This window comes from Ruegeria sp. B1 (assembly GCF_056535885.1).
The window spans coordinates 71,179-89,093 of sequence record NZ_JBQFJA010000003.1 but is presented as its reverse complement, the minus strand read 5'-3'; the positions used below and the strand labels follow the sequence as shown (position 1 = coordinate 89,093).

The following is a 17,915-nucleotide window of genomic DNA, read 5'->3' as shown; positions in this document are numbered from 1 at the left end:
GGGAATGACGCCAAACTCCTGTGAGCTACGCACCGCTCACAGGGCGCTGATCGGCCAGTTCCTTGCCGCGATCCCAGTTCAGCGAGGGGCGCAGCTCTCTCGGCAGATGAAGTGGCCGAAACATCTGCCCGTGCGGCTCAAAACCTGTGACTGAGGGCAAATCCAATGTAGGGATTGGGGTCACCGCCTTGTGCGCGATATCCGGCGTTAAACAGAATTTCCGGTCCGGGCGCTTCTGAAGCAAGCTGATAGGTCAGGCCAATATCTATCGGCCGCACTGAAGATGTAATCTGCACAGTTTGAGAGCTTCTTGTCACGCCCGCGCTTTCCTGACCGGCCACTGCTGCAACCCTGTCCCGGGGGAGGTCGATTGAAATCTCACCAGAGGAGATCTGGAGCGGACTGGATATCGACAAGCGCATCGTGCCTGGGCTGCCGAGAAAGCGTTTCTTGCTGATTGAGACGCTGCCGGCACGCCCCGTCAGACTTTTGCCGCCAGTGACCAGGCCTGCCTGTTTGAAATCTGTCCTGCTTTGCGTGCCCGATACCGTCAGGAGCGTGCCCTGCCCGACCGCAACAGATCCGGATATTTCCAAGAATGAGGTAGAGCTGCGTCCGTCCTGACCCGCGGCTCCCATAAAGCGGGATCCAAGGACTGTGCCGTTTTCTTCTATGAGGCCGAACTGAGCAGAAAGGCCTGACCCATCTTTGTCTTTTGCTTCGAGCCCTATGCTGGTCCTTGAGAAGGAGCCCGTGGATGATCCGAAAGCATGGTCCATCGTCAGCGCCAGCGCGTCTGTAATCTGGACGTCATGTCCGAATGCGTAATCCTCTGTCAGAAGCTGTCCAAATGGATCTGCGTCTGGATCTATGTCGCCGAGAGTTATCTCATAGGAGAACACATCCCCATCAAAACGGAGACCTGTTCCGTGATCTGAACGCATGAGCGTCAGGCTGTCGCTGGCCTTTGTTTCCCGTACGAAGGTGGGGCGGGGTCTTGGCGCCTTGAGTTCGGAGACCAGGGCACTGGCAGCAAGCTCAAATCCGCGCGTATACGCATCTGCAACCATCAGGGTCTGCCCTGCGAGGGCCTGGTTGAGGGCTGGCGCCAGGGCGCCGCTGGCGACGATGCCCGTTTCGGCGAGAGGCATGGCGGCGCTCTCGATGGTGTTCCCCTGGTAGACGACAAGCTCACCCATAGGAAGCATGGCGCGTTCCAGATTGAGGAGGCCCTGCCCGTAGATCGGGTCAACACCCGGCTCACCGAGATCTTCAGCTGCCGCGAACATAATCTCAGCGATTACGGGGGCTGTCAGGTGTGGCCACTGGCTCTTCAATACGGCATAGGCGCCAGTGATGTATGGGGCGGCGAAGGACGTTCCGCTCGACAGAGAGCCGCTTGTCCCGTTGTCATCATAGATTTTAACGACATTTACGCCTGGCGCTGCGAGGCAAAAGTGCATTGCAACGCCACAGCGGTTGGAGCCGTCCCATATGTTTTTGTCTTCATCCACTGCGACGGCGGCGATGAAATAGCCGTCGTATTCGGGCAGTAAGACTGGAAGGCCTGCATAGTATGAGACTTCGGGCTCGCTGGTGTTTCCTGCAGAAAAAATGATCATCAAGTCTTCGGATTTGGCTCTATTCAGGGCGGTGATGGTCTCGTCTCCAAGAGTTGCTACGAGACGGGCGCGATTTCTCTCCGGAGAGAAAGCTGGATGCATAAACTCAGTGATTAGTGAGGTGCGTTCGATACCACCGATACTATAGGTGTTACCCCAACTGTTGTTCATGACGTGCGCACCGGCGTCGATTGAGCGGTTTATGGCATCGCTCCATATGTCTACAGCGTTAGGGGGCGTCAATTCGGTGGTGTTGCCCCGTGCTCTTATTCCCTTGAAAATGACAAGCTCGGATTCAAAGGCAACGCCGTGTGTGCCTTCACCGTCTTTCCTGCCTGCAGCGATGTTGGCAACGTGCGTGCCATGACCGGTAATGCCAGAACCGTCAGGTTCAGAAATGTCGGCGGGGTCTCCGACAAAGTAGGAGCGGCTGTTGTCAAAGTCGATTTTATTGGCGAAGTTTGGAAGGTTAGCGAATTCTGGACTGTCGAGATCAATGCCCGTGTCCAGGATTGCAATCTTTACGCCTTGTCCTTTTCCTGGTCCGGGTCCTTGCACACCCTTTGCGTATCGTTCATCGGCTCCAATCAGAGACAGGCCATAGGTGTAGTTGAATTCCGGGGTTCGGTAGTAGGTGGGATCGTTAGGTCCGGGGCCTGGATCGATTGGATCAACTGGATCGACCGGATCAATGGGGTTAGGTGATGGGTTGGGACCGGGGCCCGGGTTTGGAGTGCCGGGACCTGGGCTTGGATTTGGACTGGGGTTTGGAGAAGGTGATGGGCTGGGACCTGGGTTTGGAATACCGGTGCCTGGATTTGGGCCGGAGCCTGTCTCAGAGTCTCCACCACCACCGCCTGCGAGAGAAGCTGCGAGCCCAACTGCGGCGAGCCCAAGGGCGATCGAACCAATTCCGAAGGTCTCCCCTGTGCTTAGCTCCGAAAGGGAAAAACTACGGATGTCTGGTGTCCGGTCTAAGGTTTGGTTGAGGTAGTCCTCCATAATTGCTGGTCGGCTCAGGAGGATGTACTTGCGTGCATCCTCGAAGGTTGATGGATCGCGCGCATGCTCACTGACGAGGAATTGCAAGGCCTGTTGATTTGAATAGGAGGTGAGTTGATCCGAGTAGATACTCGCCGCGACGGAGGTGGCAAAGGTGACAATGGCCGTCGTGGTCAGGGCTAACGTCTTAAACAGGCGCATGATGATTGCTATTCTTTAGCTGTTAGATTGTAACTGCTCGGTTGCGACCGCGCGCCGTTGATACCGATGAACCGCCCGACCCACCCGGCTCGCAAGTAACAAGCTGAATGTATTGCGGATATTGAGGATTGCTGACCGATCATTCGGTAGGCGGGCCATTCGTTTCCTGCCCAACTTTAGAACCCGGTTGCTGTATTGTGAAATACTCCGATCCTATGTTTGAATAGACATCGGCTATGGTGCGGCCTGCGCACGCCATGAGATCAGTGGCAGGAGCTTCACCACCTCAACCCAGACGGAAAGACCGAGCGATTGAAGCCGGATCAATCCAAATTAAGGCGGTCCGAAATCCAAAATAATTCGATCCGGTCTAAGAGGTGCGCTAAGACACCAGTTTTTTCGAGGGGGGCAATGAAGTGCGAAGAAATCACGATTCAGGATATCATTTCCGCCGACCGTTTTGTGCTGCGCCCTTGCCACAAATCCAATGCCGTCCTTATTGGGATGTGCGCCAGTGATGATCGTGTTGCCTACGGTAGCCGTGCGATGCCGTACCCGCTCCCTTCTGGTTCTGTCGAGGCGACGATTGAGCCCGCTTCGCAGGCTGACCGCACCAAAGGCACTTGGGTGATTGGTAATTTTGCCCACGGTTACGCAGAAGCGCTTGGGCTGATCAGCCTGGCACGCATGGATAGTTGTCAGTCCGAGGTGTTTCAGGATAACCTTGGTTCCGCTTGTGTTCTGACAGACTACGGCTTTGACCACCTGGGCGATGCAGAGGCTTTTCGGACTCGCGCATCGCGACCGTCGCGACCAGAATCTATACCCTCAAGGTAGAGGAATGACTGTCCCGACATTGCAGACGCAACGTCTGGTGTTGCGCAGCCCTGAACTGCGCGCGCGGGTTCTCACAAAGGCGCTGAACAACATTGAAATCAGCCGTTGGGTGGCCTTTGTGCCGTTCCCATATGGTATCACCGATGCGCAGTGGTTCATAAACGAGACCCTGCGCGGCAACTTCAACGCATGGTTCCTTCGGGCCGGTTTGGGCAGGAACAGGCCGCTGTTGCAATTGCTGCGCGCAAGCTGGCGGCATTGGGCACGGACGGAAATGGGTGTGCCCGTCATCAAAGGCTCGGTAGGAGAAGCAGTAGCGTCATTTTTTAGGTCGAGGTAATACAGTAGATCAGACAGGCGGAGGTCGGTTCGACCAAGACGATGCTGATCGGGTGAAGACCAGGTTCGAACTGCATCCGGAATGGTTGATTGCCGACACCGCCTACAGCTTAGACCCCATGCCCGGTTGGCTGGCGGACAGCAGGCCTTCACTTCACAATCCGATGATCGGACACCAACTTGATGAGCGCCGCAGGCTAAGAGAGCAAGACGATCTCGCCCGCGAAAAGCAGCAAGAGCGGATGCAATTGCTCAATCGAGATGTGGCACATTACATGATGTTCGGCGGCTAGCTTGCAGCTATGATGACGAAGATGATCTTCCATTTTAATGAGGCCCTCGTTCATACGCTATAGCGTATTTTTGATATTTATACGGGGTGGCGTATAAAGGCGCGCTATACGCTGGGGCGTATATTGACAATTTATACGCCCCAGCGTATATTCATAGTTAGAGGTGAGCTATGGACAATATTGCAAGAACACAAAAGCAACTGGGCAGTATCATCAGAAGATACCGTAAAAGCAGTGGGATAAGTCAAGGCGCGCTTGGCTCAAGGGCGAGTCTACGCCAAGCTACCATTTCCGACATAGAGAGGGGTGACGGTGATGCCAGTCTTACGACCATGATGGATATTCTGGCAGCGCTTGATCTTGAGCTTGTTGTGCGACCACGCAGCAAAGGCTCTGACACTAAAATTGAGGATATATTCTAATGGCACGGCGCAAGACATATGCCCCGTTAGAGGTCTTTCTCAATGCACGCCATGTTGGCAGGCTCAGCCGTCAGGCCAATGGCGCGATTGATTTCTCCTACGAGCCGGATTGGCTGGCTTGGGAGCATACTATGCCAATCTCTTTGTCCCTGCCGCTACGCGAGGATCGCTATGTCGGTGCGCCCGTCATGGCGGTCTTCGACAATCTTCTGCCGGACAGTGAGGATATCCGCCGCCGTGTTGCCGAGAAACGCGGTGCGGAAGGTGTGGATGTATACAGCTTGCTCGCTGCCGTCGGCCGGGACTGTGTTGGAGCGATGCAATTTTTGCCGGAAGGTGAAGCCCCTGACACCAACCCAGAGATTAGTGGTGAGGTGCTTAGCGATGATGCTGCAGCGGATATCATAGCCAATCTTGCACGCGCGCCACTCGGTCTCGATGAGGACCAGGACTTTCGTATCTCGGTTGCAGGGGCGCAGGAAAAGACTGCGCTTCTGCACAATGATGGCCATTGGATCAGACCGCATGGTACGACGCCCACCACACATATTTTGAAGCCGCAGATTGGCACTCTACCCATCGGTGTTGATCTCTCGAACTCTGTTGAGAACGAGCATTTGTGTTTGCGGTTGCTGCATGCTTTTGGGCTCAACGTAGCGCATACCGAAATGACAGATTTTGGTGATCGCAGGGTTCTTGTCGTTGAGCGATTTGACCGCCGGAAAACCGCAGATGGCCGCTTGATCCGTTTGCCGCAAGAGGATTGCTGCCAAGCGCTCGGTGTTCCGTCCACCATCAAGTATCAGAATGATGGCGGACCGAATATGAAAAGCGTTTTGGACCTCCTGAAAGGCAGTGACGAGCCGATCAAGGACCGTGAAGACTTCTTGAAGGCCCAAATTCTGTTTTGGCTCATGGCCGCAACCGATGGGCATGCCAAAAACTACAGCGTGTTTCTGTATCCGGGCGCACGCTACGGCATGACGCCCTTCTATGATGTGATTTCTGTGCAGCCCAGTCTCGATGCAGGGCAGCTACAAGCTCAGAAGGTCAAACTTGCAATGTCGGTTGGCGAAAAAAACCACTACAGGGTTTCAGACATTGTACCCCGCCACTTTGTGCAGACTGCTAAGTCAACTGGGCTTGGTGTAGAGGTCGTTATAGCGCTCTTCGAAGACATAACGAAAGGCTTTGAACCCGCTTGGAAAGATGTCGTCGAGAGTTTACCTTCTGGTTTCCCGGAAAGTCTCATCAACTCAATTCGTGATGGAATGACCAAGCGGCTAAGCGCTTTTCCAATCGCGAAGCTATAGCCACTCCTCTCCAATCCGATACGGCCCCATTATGGCATCTTTCCTGTTGTCACTGTGTCCTTAATTACTGGACGCTGGCTTAAAGAAGTTGAGCAAAATCAGTGCTTGATTGTGCCTTTAATTTCTGGACTGTATCCTTAATTGTCGGACTGTGCCTTTAATTCCCGGACGGAGTGTACTGTGGATAAGTCGTGTGGGGATGATCTTGTCTAATGAAGTAGAGAACCCAGAAGAAAGAGCGCTCGCGGTTGAACGGGCCAACGCGTTGCGTCCAATAATAGAACTTGAGGAGGCGGGGCAGGATATAGGACCGTCGCTATTGGAAGCGGCCAACATGATGGGCGTTTCTAGAAGCACTGCATGGGACTTTTACCGTCGTCTGAAGACTAGTGATGGGCGCGCGAGCTCCTTACTCCCCAAACGACGCGGACCGAAGCATGGCTCACGCCGCTTGGAACCGGATGTGGAGCGCATAATCGAGAACGTTCTACGTCAACACTACCTCGTTCCAGAACCGCCAAGTTTTCTGAGGATTGTCAACGAGATCCGGGCGGAGTGTGGAGCGCGAGGCTATCGGCGTCCCACCCGGCGTACGATCAAGGCGCGTGTCGAGGCTATGGATCAACGCGAGGTGATGCGGAAACGGAAAGGCACAAAGGCAGCGAGACAAGCTTTCGAGCCGAGGGTAGGGGGCTTGGACGTGGAGCGCCCCTTGGAAGTAGTCCAAATCGATCACACTCTGGCTGACATCATTCTTGTCGATCAATTCGAACGTAAACCTTTGGGGCGGCCTTGGTTGACTCTCGCAATCGATGTCGCGACCCGCGTTGTTCTGGGCGCATATGTGAGTTTCGATACGCCGTCCGTCTTGTCCATCGGTTTGTGTCTGCACCACTGCGTGGGAACGAAGTCGATCCGCGCGCCAGAGATACTGGAGGAGTTGTATTGGCCTGCTGCTGGGATTCCGCAAGCCGTTCATGTTGACAACGGGCGGGATTTCCGCAGCGACGCCTTCCAGTCGGCCTGTGCAGATTGGGGGGTCTCAGTCGAGTACAGGCCACCGGGTCGGGCGCATTACGGCGGCCATATCGAACGTCTGATAGGGACAACCATGGGCGCAGTTCATGTACTGCCGGGAACAACGCAATCATCGCCCAAAGACAAGGGGGACTACGACAGCTCCGGCAATGCGGTAATGACATTGGAGGAGTTCGAGGATTGGCTGCACCTGGAGATATGTCGCTATCACAATACCCGTCACAGCGGATTGGGGAGAGCACCGCTGGCGGCCTGGGCAGATCTCGGTGGTGATGGCGCAGGCAGAAAGGTCGTTGATACCGAGGCGTTTCGCATCAGCTTCCTTCCTTCCGAACGTCGGCATCTCGCTCGGACCGGGATCAAGCTGTTTTCTGTCGGGTATTGGAGCGACGCATTTGGTCCAATGATCGGCCGTGGCGTCGGGAAGGTTACTGTCAAATACGACCCTCGCGATATGTCCCAGATTTGGGCCGTAAATGACGAAGGACGGACCATAGTAGCGCGCTACAAGAACTTGTCGCGGCCACGGATTTCGCTTTGGGAGTCGCGGCGTGCACGCTCGATATTTCACGAACGCCAAGGCGGGACGATCCCGGAGTCGATGCTGTTTCAAATTATTGAAGAACAAAGGCGCATCGCGCACGCGGCAAAACAGCAAACCCTGGCGGTGCGTCTGGAGGGTGAACGTCAAGCGCGACTTCCAAGCGACAATACAAAACGCGATCCATCCCGCGAGATGTTCGCGATCGATACCAGTAATCCGGATCTTCCTACCTACCCGATAGATGATATTCATGGAAACAAACGAAAGACTTGATCTGGTCCGCAGTGACCGGTGGATCGCATTCGATCGCGCAAATATTGTACTCAACAGGCTCACGTCTCTCATGGAAATGCCAAAACAGTCCCGGATGCCAGGCCTCATGGTTTACGGCAGTTCAGGGATAGGAAAGACCATGATCGCGAAGCGAATGGAAAGCCTGTACCCAACGCAATACGAAGCAGATATTGGCGTCACCCGAACACCGATCCTATTATTGCAGGCGCCTCCAGCACCCGATGAGAGGCGCTTTTATCAGCACGTTCTGGCATCGATCGGCGCACCCATGTGGGGGCGTCACACGGTGTCCGAACTGGAGGTGCGTGCCCTCAGCCATTTGCGCGACATGGACTTGAAGATGATCATGATCGACGAAGTCCACAACTTGCTCGCGGGCAGCTATCTGTAGTGGCTTGAGATCATAATCCGTTGGGCGCGAGATTATCGCTGTTTCTGGCTCAGATTATTTGAGACTGTAAATCGGTTTGGGATCACTTTATTTGAGAATGGGCTCAGAATAATTGAGACGGGCTCACATTGTTGAGACTGGGATCACCGGGATGAGACCAAGCCCGCGCCCTCACAGCGACAGCCCCGCCATCCGCATGCGATCTGCCAGTTCGCGGGTCCGCGCAGGTTCAAGCTGGCCGCTCAGAAAGCGTTTGATCTCGGCGGGCTTGGACTGGAATTGATCAGCGAGCACCTTCACAGAATAGCCCTGCCGGGTGAGACGTGGTTCCAGGTCATCGAAGTCCGGGGCCAGCGTGGCTGACACAATGTCCGGGGTGATTGGCTTCTGGCCCGTTCGGAACCCGGCCTCCAATGCCCGGTTCAGATATTCCGCAAATTGCAAGGGTGTGGTCAGCCGTTCTGCCAAAAGGTCCAGCGCCGCTGGTTCGATAATCTCGTCAAGCCGGGCCTCGTCTTCGGTACACTGATCCAGCAACCAGTCGAGATAGGTTCGGGCCTCTTCACCCAATCCTTCGAAGGGCAAGATATCGGTTCGATGACCGATTTCTTCCATTGTCGGACGGCGCAGGTCATTTCGCAGTTTCGGATGGCCGACCAGAATGACAGACAGATTGCCTCCGCCGCGTGCAATCACTTCCATCAGGCGTTTCAGCCCGATCAGAGTCTTGCCGTGCAGATCATGGGCTTCATCCACGAACAGCGCGACAGGTTTGCCAGAACGGGCGACCAGTTTCTGAAGTTCCCGCTCCCGCTTCTCACCTTGGGTCGGGATCTTTGGCTCTTTTTCGCGCGAGAGGTCGTAGAATAGGGCTGAGATCAGTGTCGGAACGGTTGTCCGGGCTTTGTCCACTGACAGGCTTTCGGCGACAGTGACCTTCTTCTCGCGCGCAATTTCGTCTTGCAACCGGTGCAGGAACACGGTCTTGCCGATACCAACCGGGCCGGTGACAGCGATCAAACGCCCGGTTCCAATGCCTGCCCGGACGGTATGAGTGATCTGGCGATGGTTCTCTGTTTCATAGAACCCGGCAGTCCGCCAGTCCTTGATCAGCCCATATCGCGCCATGATCTCGGCATTCAGCATTACTCGCTCTCCTCTTCAGCGGCCGGTCGCTTCGGCGAGAACCGGGCGGCTATTTCCTGTTTGATTTCCGCCTTGTCGAGCGTCCGGTCGACAAGATCATTCACGAAAGACAGATCCTCATCTGTCAGGCGGGCCAGTGGTTTGTGCAGCAAATCCGAGACCCCGCGCAGCGCATCTAATCGGCTGCTATAGGTGAACTCCCCATAGGGGTCCGGATCGACAAAGGCCTGGCTGGCGAACGGCAGTACGTCTGCGGCTTTGGCCAGGCTTGAATCCAACCCGGCAAGCGCCGATCTGGGCACCGAGATATTCTGCGCAAGATCCCCGATCCTGTCGGCCCGCGCTTGAGTTTGTGTTTTTTGGGCTTCCGGTAGCGATGTAGTGGAATAGGCCCACCTGACGGTCGATAGGGACCAAAGCGTTTGTCGTTCAGCTCGACAAACAGTTCGTGATCAAACAGACCCCACCAGAGGGTGACGGTCTCACCCGCCAGATCGGGATCAACCTCGTAGAACGCGCCATCAACACGAATGCGGGCATCCCCGGCAACCTTGCGGGTTTCAGGCTCTCGCGCGAAGGTGCAGAACCGTTCCCAAGAACACATTTGCCGGATACCGGTTGACGGCAGGTTCTTTACCCAATCTTCAATCCGACTGTGCGGCTCACGACGATGGGGCTGGGCATTGTATTGACCAATGAAGCGCGCCAACCAGGCATTGGCTTCCAACTCGGTTTCCGGTTTGTGGAAGTGATACAGCGTTTCATGGGCTTCTTTCACGGTGCGGAACGGGCGCTCCACTTTGCCCTTTGATCGCGCGGTCGGTCGTCGGCCATCGCTACCCGCAGGGTCATGGGTCATCACGCGCACGCCCAACCGTTCCATGACAGTGTGGAAGATCCCGCTTTTTGCAATGGGTCCATTGTCCAGATATATCGCCTCCGGAATGCCTTGCAGCTGGGTTTCATCTCCGTCCTTCGGTGCCATTGCGTTGAACAGGAAACGCAGGCCGCTTTCCACATCCTCGCCATAGACGCAGCGATACTCCTGAAAGGAGGTGCCGGAGCGATCATCAACCACGCTGAACAGCATGGGTACGGGAAGACCTTTGCGGTTTGGATCAATCCAGGATGGCTGTTCGATCTGTTTCAGGTCAGATGGGCTGATATCAAACTGCCAAAGAGCATTGGAGGTTCGTGCTTCAAACCGGACAGCGGCTGGTGCTCTGGTCATTCTTGCATGATCATATCCCCAGAGACGGAGATACCGGTTGACCGTGGCCTTGTTCAGTTGCGCCTTTGCGGCCTGAACCAAACCTTCGGGCGTTTCAACGCCATGATCCTCCAGAAGCTCGATGGCCCGTGCGGTCGATAAACGCCGCCCCTTCTTATTCGATGTGCGGATCTTCAGGGCAGCGATGATCTCACAGTATCGCTCCAATTCGGCACGAGGCACAGCTCTCGGCTCTCCCCGGTCCACGCGACGCAACCCCTTCGGTCGCAGTTGCCCTGACAAAGCGCGATATACAGTGGCCCGAGAAACACCAAAGAGGCTGGCCACGCCTTCAATCAAAACCCGCCGACCTGGATCACGAGGTGCAAGATCATCCAGCCGACGACGCAAATCGAGCAGGGCTTCTGCCGGAATGCCGCCCTCTTTGCTCATACGGAATTTCCGTCCAGCAGTTTCTGACCAGGCGCTTTCGCGGTTCCGTCCCCGTTTACATATTCGTAAAGCGTCGTTGTGGTGATCCCGAGGCGCTTTGCCAGATCTGAAGCGTTGGTCTCACGATCCGCCATGCCTTTCATTGCCATGCGCAACATGGTCAAATCCATCTTGCGCGGTCGCCCACCTTTCCGGCCCCGCGCACGTGCTGCTGCCAGCCCGGCGTGGGTGCGTTCAGCGATGAGTTCCCGTTCGAACTCGGCGAGGCTGGCGAAGATCCCAAAGACGAGCCTGCCATTCGCGGTTGTCGTATCAATCTCAGCACCAGCGCCGGAAAGAACGCGAAGGCCAACGCCGCGCTCTCGCAGGTCATCTACCGTTGCCACGAGATGCTTGAGGTCGCGCCCAAGGCGATCCAGTTTCCAGATCACCAGAGAGTTTCCCGGCTGAAGCGCTTTCATGCAGGCATCAAGCCCTGGCCGATGGTCCTTCCGCCCGGATGCCTTGTCTTCATAGATGCGCTCGGCATCGACACCGGCTTCAATCAGCGCATCGCGTTGCAAATCAAGGAGCTGGCTCCCGTCCGCCTTCGACACCCGTACATATCCGATGAGCATGGCAACTCGCCCCGCCAGAATAGACAGGATGCACCATGCAACCTCACTAAGATTTCCGCAACGGTTTTTCTGGTGATGTTCACGGCACCGTGTGACCGCCGCCGAGACCACAAGGAAAACGTCCGTTTTCCGAGTGCCGGTGCAATTCCGGGAGAGGGCGTTGACGGGTCAAAGATCTTCGGGCGCTCGCCTGTAGATTGAACGTGACAGGAACAGATGATTGGGTTAGCGTCTTGACAAACAACGTTTAAACCGATGTCTAAATTCAGAACAATGCCAAGAATATACCTGTTTTCTGTAGTTTTTATTGCCGCGGCTGTAGTCTGTTGGTTTGTCTTTGTTCAGATCTACAAACCAGATGAACAGGCTTATTTAGAAACAACAACATCCTACTACTTCAAACACATGTCTGAAGCTGGCCTCAGTGGGATTGCTGAATACGACGACTGTCGTCTGCAGCAAGGAGATCAGCGTGACAAGCAACAAGGTGCTTCAATGTTTGGACTATGCCAGACAGCAAGTGCCACAACAGATTATTTCTATATGATTGCGATGAGCCCAACGGCCTCATTTCTCTATTCAGATCTTGAGGAGATACAAAAATGAGCGGAAGCGGCACTAGAAGTGACCCGTTTACCAGTTTGTCACGTGAACAAGCCGATGAACATTGGAGAAACGGAAACGGTGAAACTGTCTACGTCGATATGTCTTCTCATATGACGTCAGGGGGTGGAAACGTATTTTCACCGCGAGATTTTGCAACCCCGTTTGGCCAAGCGGTCGACGGTCTTCCCGCTGGCTCAACAGTTCGCTTCGAAACGAACCGAGCGATCAGGATAGAGACCGGTGCTGAGCGGGCAACTGCGACACACTCATACTACGGCAGTGATGGGCTGGCATCTGAAGAAGCATTCACTTGGGGTAATACTGCCGCTGGCTTTCGTGGAACCGTTACTACTTTGGAAAACGGGAATATTCTTGTAGAGGGTCAGATCAGGCCATTTAACGAGCAATTCGACTATTCCCCTAACACATGGAATCCGGTGTTGGAAGCTGCTCGGTTGGCTGGAAGAATAATAGCCGGGCCGGGAACCCCTTATGAAATTGTGTTTGTAGGCGAGGACGGTTTGCTGATTTCCGGAGAGTATCAGCTGATCGAGTTTGGTGATTTTGGTACATATAATCTTGTGTCCGTAAAGGATCACTGCTTTGTTAAAGACACCCCTATCCAGATGTGGCCGACCGATCCTTCGATTAAGCCACGAGATGACGGCTCGTATGACGAAGAGTTGGTGCTTTCGAAAGTTTGGGAGAAGCCTATCAGCGAAATCCGTATCGGAGATCTGGTTGTCGCCTATGACGATAGAGGTCGACTGGCACCCAAAACCGTGACGCGGACTATGACTAACACAGCCAAGCATATTCTCGATTTCTGGGGCACGGGCGTCACGCCCGGTCACGCTTACTTCTGCGCGGATGGCAAGTTCAAAGGCCAGCATGTGCCTTTGCTGGATATTCTCCGCACCGATGGCACGATCATGAAAAGCGACGGCGCTCAGATCCGCGCCGCAACCGGATTTGAGGTTGGCTCGATCCAAGACCGTCTGGTTCATGCCGTGGTGGGCGACAAGCAACCCAATGGGCAAATTGCCATCCGGGAGCAAGGACAAGTCCGATTGGGGACGCGCGTCATTCTTGAGAACGGGGAGCAGCATTGCGTTCTGGATATTCTCAACGCAAACGGTGCTCAGATTACGGAAGACGGCTACATCCGTTCCGGAGTTGGAGGTGCAAAGGTGCCGTTGAGTTGGACGTTCTCGGAACAGCTTCCAAAGCCCGAAGACTACATCCTGAGGCGCTCGAAGGTAACGCTTGAAGAGATCTATGCCGCGGGCGAATGGGAGCAAATCGGCCCGAGACTGCCTGCCCCAGATGGCTCGAAGGCTTCTCCGCAACATCGCAAAGCCACGCCGGTCTGCTCCCAAAAGCCTTTGGCTGCGGCAGACGGGATGCGTCAGCCAACCCGTGCGCTCAACCGCAAACAGCGCAAGGCAATGGAAGCCAAGCAGCGCAAGGCTGCCAAAGCCGGAAAACGACTGGTGAGTTGATCCATGCACGGAGGCGACGGCACCAAATCTGGCGAGTTAATTGACGCCTTTGAAGTGACCCGTTTCCCCAAGGGAGATGGCTTTCAATGGACAAAGCGGCCTACGCATTATCCAGAGCAACGGCCGCTCACACTCTACGGTATCGAGGTGGTCGATGAAAATGGCGATCCAGCCCCTTTCATTGCGCATCCGATACCGTTCAAGAACACCCTGAACTGAAACTCACAGTTCCCTTGGGTGCCAGTAGAGACGGTTCTAATCGGGTATCACCAGGCGCAGAACCACGATGGCGAAAGTGCAGCGACGCGGTTGCCGCTTACTGGCGGAGTTAACCGGGCTGAGGCGAAAGCCATCATGCCTGATCTACGGTAGCTTCCGGCGCGCGCACGTTCTCACTTAACCGATCCCAGTCTCAACAATGTGAGCCCGTCTCATTTATTCTGAGCCCAATCGCAACTAATGTGATCCCAAATCAATTTACAGTCTCAAATAATCTGAGCCAGAAACCCCGATAATCTCGCGCCCAAGGGTTTATGATCTCAAGCCGCTACACATAGGGGCCTGTGAGCGCGATGTTGAAGACATTCGCGTTATTCGTGGCGAAGGCCAGGGCTCTCGCATAAATCCCCTCCTCATCCGCGTCACTTGTCGGGGCCAGGTCAACATAGCGCGATGGCTTGGATGCGCTGTTTCTAGGCACGATGATGAACGACCAGATGGTTTTGAGGTAGGACTTGAAACTGGACACTGGCGCAACTTCACCCGCTAGGTTTTGTGGATTTTAAAGAACTATCACCTACAGCTTGTGACTGGAAGGAGAGATTACCACTGCAAGTAGATGCCTGGATCGTTGGATGGTCAAAGCCGTTTTCAATTCAGAATGGTCTTGCTGAGGTGAAGAAGATATCACTTCGTCCAAGGTCCGCCGCGCCAGGAACATCGCAGAATGTCCGCTTCCTTAGTGTCGTTGCGCTGGCAGCGAATTACCGGTTACCGCGCGTTTGCGGCCCGCTGCATGTACGAAAGGCGGAAATGCGATCAACGGCAGCTCAGGACTCCTTTTGACATGTTGGGCCAAGCAGCAGAGAACGACGAGAGAGAGCCCTGAGTCACCGATGCTGCGGGATGAGCGAATGTCGGCTACCGTGGATCGGCCCAGCGACAGCATGGTGTTCCGTATAATCCTAGATCCACCCGTCGGGGCGTTCCAAATACCGGCGAGGACGCGACTGGAACGGTCAAACCGTTCCAGTCAGTCGTCTCGCGAAGGCGCGCCTTACTACGACGAAGCGTAGCGCAATCAGGGCTAGTAGCTGTTTATGGCTCCATTCCCGGCGATGGCTCAGATGTAGGTTCGGGCCTCGGCTCAGGACCAATCGCTTCGACGACTAGTATGTGTCGAGGCGGTTCTTCGCGTGCAAGAATTTTCCCGAAGTTGGCTTCTCTTAAAAGCGGATCGCCAATCGGGCATCGAAACAGTTCAGTGAAGAATTGATATGATGACCACGGACACGATCCGTGAATGTTCTGGTCTGAATAATCGTAGAAGGAGGCGGCACCACCGCATCTGATCCCAGTGGTAGCGTATACAAAAACATATGCTGCGAACGTGCGATTGATCATATCACGACACTGTTCGTGTAACCTGTCTGCTTCCGGTTTACTTAATGTTTTGTTTTCTTCTAGACGTTTCGACTGATGTGAACTCATGTTGAAGTGCAGTTCTTGATATGTCCTTTTATTCCAAACGGTTCTGGATCTCCATCAGCTTGGCTTCGAAGACTTCTGCAGGCGTTTGGTAGCCGAGGCACTTGCGGGGGGTCGAATTGAGGCGCTGACAAATCGACCTCAAATATCGATTTGTCAGCGCCGTCGGTTCGGTTGAGCGAGGCAGATACTTCCGCAGCCTGTTGTTCGTGTTCTCGACCGTTCCTTTCTGATACGGCGCTTGTGGATCGCAGAACCAGGCATCCGCGCCGATCCCGGCCCTGAGGTGCCTCCAGGCCGAGAACTCGGTGCCACGGTCGAAGGTGATCGACTGACGTGCATCGGCGGGCAGGGGAGCCAGCCCCTGGATCAGCGCTTCCATGATCGGCTTGGACTGGCGATCCTCATTGCGCATCACGACAGCATAGCGACTGACGCGTTCGACCAGAGACGTCACATTGACTTTCCCATACTCCTTGCGAAACATCATCAGATCACATTCCCAGTGGCCGAACTCAGTGCGGTCCGCGATGCGCTCGGGCCTGTGAGACAGGCTCTGCGTGTCAAAGATGTGGGTCCGGTTGTACCTGCGATAGCCACGTGGCCGGCGGCGTTTGCGATGCTCAGGGAGATGGCGGTAAAACTGTTCCTCGCGGCCATCCTTGGAATAGGCGAACCGATAGATCGTCTCGTGACTCACACGGATCGGATGGCGTTCAAGCCGCATCCGGCCTGCGATCTGTTCGGGCGACCATCCAGCCTTGAGTCGATCTTCGATGGCTTCCTTGAGGTCTGGATGCACGATCATCTTGCGATGGATCGCGCGGCGCGCCTCGTATTTGTCCTGAGCGACAACCGCGTGATATCCGTTGAGTTCTGGGATCTCAGTATCTGTGTATCGGTTCCGTTTGATGTCTCGGTAGATCGTAGAGGGGTTACGACCCAACCGATCGGCTATCTCAGCGACCGGCATTTTTGCTTCCAGCCACTTTGCGAGCTTACGTCGTTCGCCCAGTTTCAGGTGACAGTAGCGGCTTCCCATTCTTCATACTCCATGCAACTCTCTGTTTTAGTACAGAATTTGCACTTCGTTTGTGAATCCACCCTGAATTAGAACGCCTTTGTCATAATAGCGTCCGTACGCATTTAAACGGACATTCAGCAAAATGTCGGCACCTACCCAGCTTTCCTCAGCGGCTTTTCCTGGGCCACCCCGAACAAACCGGCTTCTCCATTCAATTTCGCCAATCGTTCCATCTAGTCTTGCGTCTAACTGTCCAAGCAAAGCGCCAGTGATGTTTGGCTCATCTACGGCATCACCTTTTGCATACTTTTTCACGACAGCATCACATGCATTTGCCGCTCTGAGTGCAGCTTCCTCAACATCCTGCTCGAAGCTCATATTTCTATCTACCTAACTTGTCTGAGAAATGTTGCAGTCAGTTATACCCAACCGCACCGGATGTTCACCCCAGCCGCGCGGCAAAATTACGAATGGCGGCAAAGTCCGCTCCCGTGCCATTCACTATGTCACTCTGAAAATCCGGTTTGCGCCGTTTGACACTTGCTGCACGAGCAAAACTCTAGGCGACGGTGAAGGTCTGGTAAGGGCTCGGACCGGACGTTATCTGCGACAAACCGAATTGGTCGAATAGAGCCCAAAGCCGCCGTTGCCCCAGCCTCATGTGATTGCAAACGCAGCATAATGGTCCCGGCCCAAAGCGGCCATTTGCGTCGGTGTCATCGAAGGTCTGGTTGGAGCCCAAAGCGGACGCAATCGAGAGTGCTTCCTTCATTTCTTGAGTTGGGAGCAAACAAAAGATTTTAATGCCGGGTCGGCTCTACATGTTGACAAAATACTCAACCAGAACCCAATATAGTGTTGCTTCGGTTCTTTCGATTCTTATTGAAAGCTAAGAGGGAAACCGGTGAAATTCCGGCGCTGCCCCCGCAACTGTAAGCGGATAGATCGGCTGAATACGCCACTGAAAGCGTGCTTTTGGGAAGGCCAGTCCGAACGAAGATCCGCGAGCCAGGAGACCTGCCGCAAGCTCGAACAAAAACCACGAACGGAGGGTTCGGGGGCGTGTGACGGGCTTGTTTTGCCCATAGCGTCCTCGGCTTTGATTAAAGGACAGAGGACAAATGAGCATTACCGTATATTCCAAACCCGCTTGCGTACAATGCACCGCCACGACGCGCGCGCTGGATGCAAAAGGCATAACCTATGACGTCATCGACCTGACCCAGGACGACAGCGCCATGACCCATGTGACCGAGCTGGGCTATCGTCAGGCCCCTGTCGTTGTCGCGGGTAGTGATCACTGGTCGGGCTTCCGCCCGGACATGATCGCCCAGCTGGCCTGATCCATGGCAGC

16 protein-coding genes, 2 pseudogenes and 1 riboswitch are annotated in these 17,915 nt (G+C 54.8%); of the genes and pseudogenes, 11 read left to right on the top strand and 7 right to left on the bottom strand.

Annotated features, from left to right (window positions below):
• Positions 1 to 137 precede the first annotated feature (137 nt).
• Positions 138 to 2,825, bottom strand: coding sequence for a S8 family peptidase (locus tag ACR3ES_RS25390; protein ID WP_480426057.1), 2,688 nt, complete (start codon positions 2,823 to 2,825; stop codon positions 138 to 140).
• A 411-nt stretch (positions 2,826 to 3,236) separates the two neighbouring features.
• Here ACR3ES_RS25390 and ACR3ES_RS25385 point away from each other — a divergent pair, with 411 nt between their 5' ends.
• The 7 genes and pseudogenes from ACR3ES_RS25385 to ACR3ES_RS25355 all read left to right on the top strand — a co-directional run bounded on the left by ACR3ES_RS25385 (position 3,237) and on the right by ACR3ES_RS25355 (position 8,296).
• Complete coding sequence (locus ACR3ES_RS25385) at positions 3,237 to 3,662, top strand: GNAT family N-acetyltransferase (protein WP_480426059.1); 426 nt, start codon at positions 3,237 to 3,239, stop codon at positions 3,660 to 3,662.
• Between the two features lie 4 nt (positions 3,663 to 3,666).
• On the top strand, positions 3,667 to 4,002 hold the full coding sequence (locus ACR3ES_RS25380) for a hypothetical protein (protein ID WP_480426061.1): 336 nt from the start codon (positions 3,667 to 3,669) through the stop codon (positions 4,000 to 4,002).
• Between the two features lie 8 nt (positions 4,003 to 4,010).
• Positions 4,011 to 4,171 (top strand): annotated as a pseudogene (locus ACR3ES_RS25375) (IS5/IS1182 family transposase); the annotation flags it as partial.
• 293 nt (positions 4,172 to 4,464) lie between these two features.
• Positions 4,465 to 4,716 (top strand): helix-turn-helix transcriptional regulator, encoded by a 252-nt coding sequence (locus ACR3ES_RS25370; RefSeq protein WP_480426062.1) that lies wholly within the window; start codon positions 4,465 to 4,467, stop codon positions 4,714 to 4,716.
• Positions 4,716 to 6,029 (top strand): type II toxin-antitoxin system HipA family toxin, encoded by a 1,314-nt coding sequence (locus ACR3ES_RS25365; RefSeq protein ID WP_480426064.1) that lies wholly within the window; start codon positions 4,716 to 4,718, stop codon positions 6,027 to 6,029. Before ACR3ES_RS25370 ends, ACR3ES_RS25365 begins: the two co-directional genes overlap by 1 nt.
• Positions 6,030 to 6,228: 199 nt before the next feature.
• A complete protein-coding gene (locus tag ACR3ES_RS25360) occupies positions 6,229 to 7,884 on the top strand; it encodes a transposase (RefSeq protein ID WP_480426127.1) in 1,656 nt (551 codons plus the stop codon).
• Complete coding sequence (locus ACR3ES_RS25355; protein WP_480426350.1) at positions 7,853 to 8,296, top strand: TniB family NTP-binding protein; 444 nt, start codon at positions 7,853 to 7,855, stop codon at positions 8,294 to 8,296. The genes ACR3ES_RS25360 and ACR3ES_RS25355 overlap by 32 nt, the downstream gene beginning before the upstream one ends.
• Positions 8,297 to 8,467: 171 nt before the next feature.
• Here the strand turns inward: ACR3ES_RS25355 and ACR3ES_RS25350 are convergent, their stop codons facing one another.
• The 3 genes and pseudogenes from ACR3ES_RS25350 to ACR3ES_RS25340 form a co-directional block, all read right to left on the bottom strand.
• A complete protein-coding gene (locus ACR3ES_RS25350) occupies positions 8,468 to 9,442 on the bottom strand; it encodes an ExeA family protein (protein ID WP_480425886.1) in 975 nt (324 codons plus the stop codon).
• Positions 9,442 to 11,087, bottom strand: a pseudogene (locus tag ACR3ES_RS25345) (transposase family protein). The gene ACR3ES_RS25350 and the pseudogene ACR3ES_RS25345 overlap by 1 nt, the downstream one beginning before the upstream one ends.
• A 14-nt stretch (positions 11,088 to 11,101) precedes the next feature.
• Positions 11,102 to 11,722, bottom strand: a complete 621-nt coding sequence (locus tag ACR3ES_RS25340; protein ID WP_480424859.1) for a recombinase family protein — start codon at positions 11,720 to 11,722, stop codon at positions 11,102 to 11,104.
• A gap of 255 nt (positions 11,723 to 11,977) precedes the next feature.
• Between ACR3ES_RS25340 and ACR3ES_RS25335 the strand changes: the two genes are divergently transcribed.
• The 3 genes from ACR3ES_RS25335 to ACR3ES_RS25325 all read left to right on the top strand — a co-directional run bounded on the left by ACR3ES_RS25335 (position 11,978) and on the right by ACR3ES_RS25325 (position 14,049).
• Positions 11,978 to 12,328 carry a hypothetical protein gene (locus ACR3ES_RS25335; RefSeq protein WP_480426067.1) on the top strand — a complete coding sequence of 117 codons (351 nt, stop codon included), beginning with the start codon at positions 11,978 to 11,980 and terminating at the stop codon, positions 12,326 to 12,328.
• 98 nt (positions 12,329 to 12,426) lie between these two features.
• The gene (locus ACR3ES_RS25330) at positions 12,427 to 13,830 is read left to right on the top strand and encodes a hypothetical protein (protein WP_480493259.1); all 1,404 of its coding nucleotides are present in this window, start codon (positions 12,427 to 12,429) and stop codon (positions 13,828 to 13,830) included.
• A 3-nt stretch (positions 13,831 to 13,833) separates the two neighbouring features.
• Positions 13,834 to 14,049, top strand: a complete 216-nt coding sequence (locus ACR3ES_RS25325) for a hypothetical protein (protein WP_480424863.1) — start codon at positions 13,834 to 13,836, stop codon at positions 14,047 to 14,049.
• Between the two features lie 328 nt (positions 14,050 to 14,377).
• Here the strand turns inward: ACR3ES_RS25325 and ACR3ES_RS25320 are convergent, their stop codons facing one another.
• The 3 genes from ACR3ES_RS25320 to ACR3ES_RS25310 form a co-directional block, all read right to left on the bottom strand.
• The gene (locus tag ACR3ES_RS25320) at positions 14,378 to 14,578 is read right to left on the bottom strand and encodes a hypothetical protein (protein ID WP_480426069.1); all 201 of its coding nucleotides are present in this window, start codon (positions 14,576 to 14,578) and stop codon (positions 14,378 to 14,380) included.
• A gap of 990 nt (positions 14,579 to 15,568) precedes the next feature.
• On the bottom strand, positions 15,569 to 16,579 hold the full coding sequence (locus ACR3ES_RS25315; protein WP_480425152.1) for an IS30 family transposase: 1,011 nt from the start codon (positions 16,577 to 16,579) through the stop codon (positions 15,569 to 15,571).
• Between the two features lie 27 nt (positions 16,580 to 16,606).
• On the bottom strand, positions 16,607 to 16,939 hold the full coding sequence (locus tag ACR3ES_RS25310; protein ID WP_480426071.1) for a hypothetical protein: 333 nt from the start codon (positions 16,937 to 16,939) through the stop codon (positions 16,607 to 16,609).
• A gap of 469 nt (positions 16,940 to 17,408) precedes the next feature.
• A riboswitch (cobalamin riboswitch) is annotated at positions 17,409 to 17,600 on the top strand.
• A gap of 82 nt (positions 17,601 to 17,682) precedes the next feature.
• Between ACR3ES_RS25310 and nrdH the strand changes: the two genes are divergently transcribed.
• Positions 17,683 to 17,904 (top strand): glutaredoxin-like protein NrdH, encoded by a 222-nt coding sequence (nrdH, locus tag ACR3ES_RS25305; protein ID WP_170374861.1) that lies wholly within the window; start codon positions 17,683 to 17,685, stop codon positions 17,902 to 17,904.
• The last annotated feature ends 11 nt before the right edge of the window (positions 17,905 to 17,915 follow it).